Below are 2,352 nucleotides of genomic sequence, written 5' to 3' on the forward strand. Positions count from 1 at the left end.
AGTTNTGTATAAGAGACAGGTCCTGGACGCCCTGCGCCGCGCCCACACCCGCGGCACCACCCTCGCCGCCCTGTGCGGCGGCGCCTTCACCCTCGCCCAGGCGGGACTGCTCGACGGCCGCCGCGCCATCACGCACTGGAACCTGATCGACGAGCTCCGCGCCCACCATCCGCAGGTCACCGTCGTCCCCGACGCCCTCTTCATCGAGGACGGCAACATCTGGACCGCGGCCGGCACCGCGGCGGGCATCGACCTCTGCCTCCATCTCGTCCGCACCGCCCACGGCGCGGAAGCGGCCGCCACCATCGCCCGCTCGATGGTCACGGCCCCCTTCCGCACCGGCACCCAGGCGCAGTTCATCGAACGCCCCACCCCGCACGCCGACCGCGACGCCGACACCCTCGCCTCCGTCCGCGAACACGCCCTGCGCCATCTCCACCAGCCGCTCACGGTCGCCGACCTGGCCGCCCACGCCGGCATGTCGGCGCGGTCCTTCGCCCGTCACTTCGCCGCCGAGACCGGCACCACGCCGGTGCGCTGGCTGCTCGACCAGCGCATCGCCGCAGCCCAGAAGCTCCTCGAACGCACCGACCTGCCCATGCCCGAGGTCGCCCGCCGGGCCGGCTTCGGCAGCGAGGTCACGATGCGCCAGCACTTTGCCTCGCGCCTCGCCACCAGCCCGCGCGCCTACCGCGCCGCGTTCACCACCGCCTCCGACACCGGCGGCAGCAGCCCGATCGCGCGATAGGCGGCATCGACGACCGGCCGCGCCATCGCCCGAGCCCGCTCCGCCCCGTCCCGCAGCACCCCCTCCACATAGGAGGGGTCCGCGCGCAACTCCTTGTGCCGGGCCTGAAGCGGCCGGAGCGTCTCGACCACGGCCTCCGCGGTGTCCTTCTTCAGCGCGCCGTACGAGTCGTAGGCCTCCGCCAGAACCCGGGGATCGCCCTGCGTGCAGGCGGCGAGGATCTCCAGCAGATTCGCCACCCCCGGCCGCCGCTCACGGTCGTACGCGACGTCCCGGCCGCTGTCGGTCACCGCCCGCATGACCTTTTTCCGCACCGCGTCCGGTTCGTCGAGCAGATAGACGATCCCCGGCCCGACGTCCTCGCTCTTGCCCATCTTCGACGTGGGGTCCTGGAGGTTCATGACCCGCGCCGCCACCGGCGGGTGCGTGGCCCTGGGGACCACGAACGCCTGTCCGTAGCGCTGGTTGAACCGTACGGCCAGGTCCCGGGTCAGCTCGACGTGCTGCGCCTGGTCGTCGCCCACCGGCACCTCGTCGGTCCCGTACGCCAGGATGTCCGCCGCCATCAGCACCGGATACGTCAGCAGCGACAGCCGCACGCTCCCGCCGCGTTCCCGCTCGCGTGCGGCCTTCTCCCGGTACTGGATCATCCGCCGCATCTCGCCGTCGGTGGCGACGCATTCCAGTACGTACGACAGCCGCGCGTGTTCGTCCACATGGCTCTGTACGAACACGGTGCACAATTCGGGATCGAGTCCGGCCGCCAGCAACAGCGTCGCCGACTGGCGGCTCAGCCGTCGTACCCGGCCGGGGTCGTGCTCGACGGTCAGGGCGTGCAGATCGACGACGCAGAACAGCGCGTCCGCCCGGTGCTGGTCGACCGCGGCCCACTGCCGCATGGCCCCCAGGTAGTTCCCCAGCGTCAGATGCCCGGTCGGCTTGACCCCGCTGAAGACCCGCTTCATCTCGTCACCTCCTGATCGGGGCCGCCGCCTCCGGCCGGCCGCCCCTCTGGAGGGAGAAACACCAACGGCCGCCGAGGCGGCGGCCGTTGAGTACATACGTGTGTACGGCCGCCGTCAGGCGGCCCACCACAGCTGGGTGCACGTACGTGTAGTCATGCCCCCCAGCGTACGGGTCGAGGGCCCTCGGGGCAGCAAGTTGACACGCCCTGCTGAGATCCGTAGTGTTCTCCGAGTTGTCCGACGTGAGCGCCGACCCCGGTCGGTCCCCGGACAGCCATTCCGCAAGTACCAGTCACTACTCGACGCTCGGTCGGCATGTCTGCCGGGCCGCGTCGTTTCATTGGCGTGCGTATTTGCGAAATGAGGAATCCACGTTCGAAAGGACGGGGCCCCCGATTAGCTCGGGAGCCGGGAATCCGCTAAAGTCTCACTCGTCGGAACGGCCCAACGGCCGGGAAGGCAAAGCCCGCTGACTGGGAGTCAGGCCCGAAAGAGTCTGATAGAGTCGGAATCGCCGGAAAGGGAAACGCGAGAGCGGGAACCTGGAAAGCACCGAGGAAATCGGATCGCGAAACGGTCTGATAGAGTCGGAAACGCAAGACCGAAGGGAAAAAGCCCGGAGGAAAGCCCGAGAGGGTG

The 2,352-nt window shown here is 69.8% G+C and carries 2 protein-coding genes; one reads left to right on the plus strand and one right to left on the minus strand.

Going from position 1 to position 2,352, the window contains the following annotated elements; translation table 11 throughout:
* On the plus strand, positions 1-748 hold a 748-nt coding region (locus FNH09_RS46105; RefSeq protein ID WP_152895830.1), incomplete at its 5' end, for a GlxA family transcriptional regulator.
* Here FNH09_RS46105 and trpS read toward each other — a convergent pair.
* Positions 688-1,713 (minus strand): tryptophan--tRNA ligase, encoded by a 1,026-nt coding sequence (trpS, locus tag FNH09_RS46110; protein WP_152895831.1) that lies wholly within the window; start codon positions 1,711-1,713, stop codon positions 688-690. The two genes, FNH09_RS46105 and trpS, sit on opposite strands and share 61 nt — an antisense overlap.
* Positions 1,714-2,352: the final 639 nt, after the last annotated feature.

The organism is Streptomyces adustus, from assembly GCF_009377175.1.
GTDB lineage: Bacteria > Actinomycetota > Actinomycetes > Streptomycetales > Streptomycetaceae > Streptomyces > Streptomyces adustus.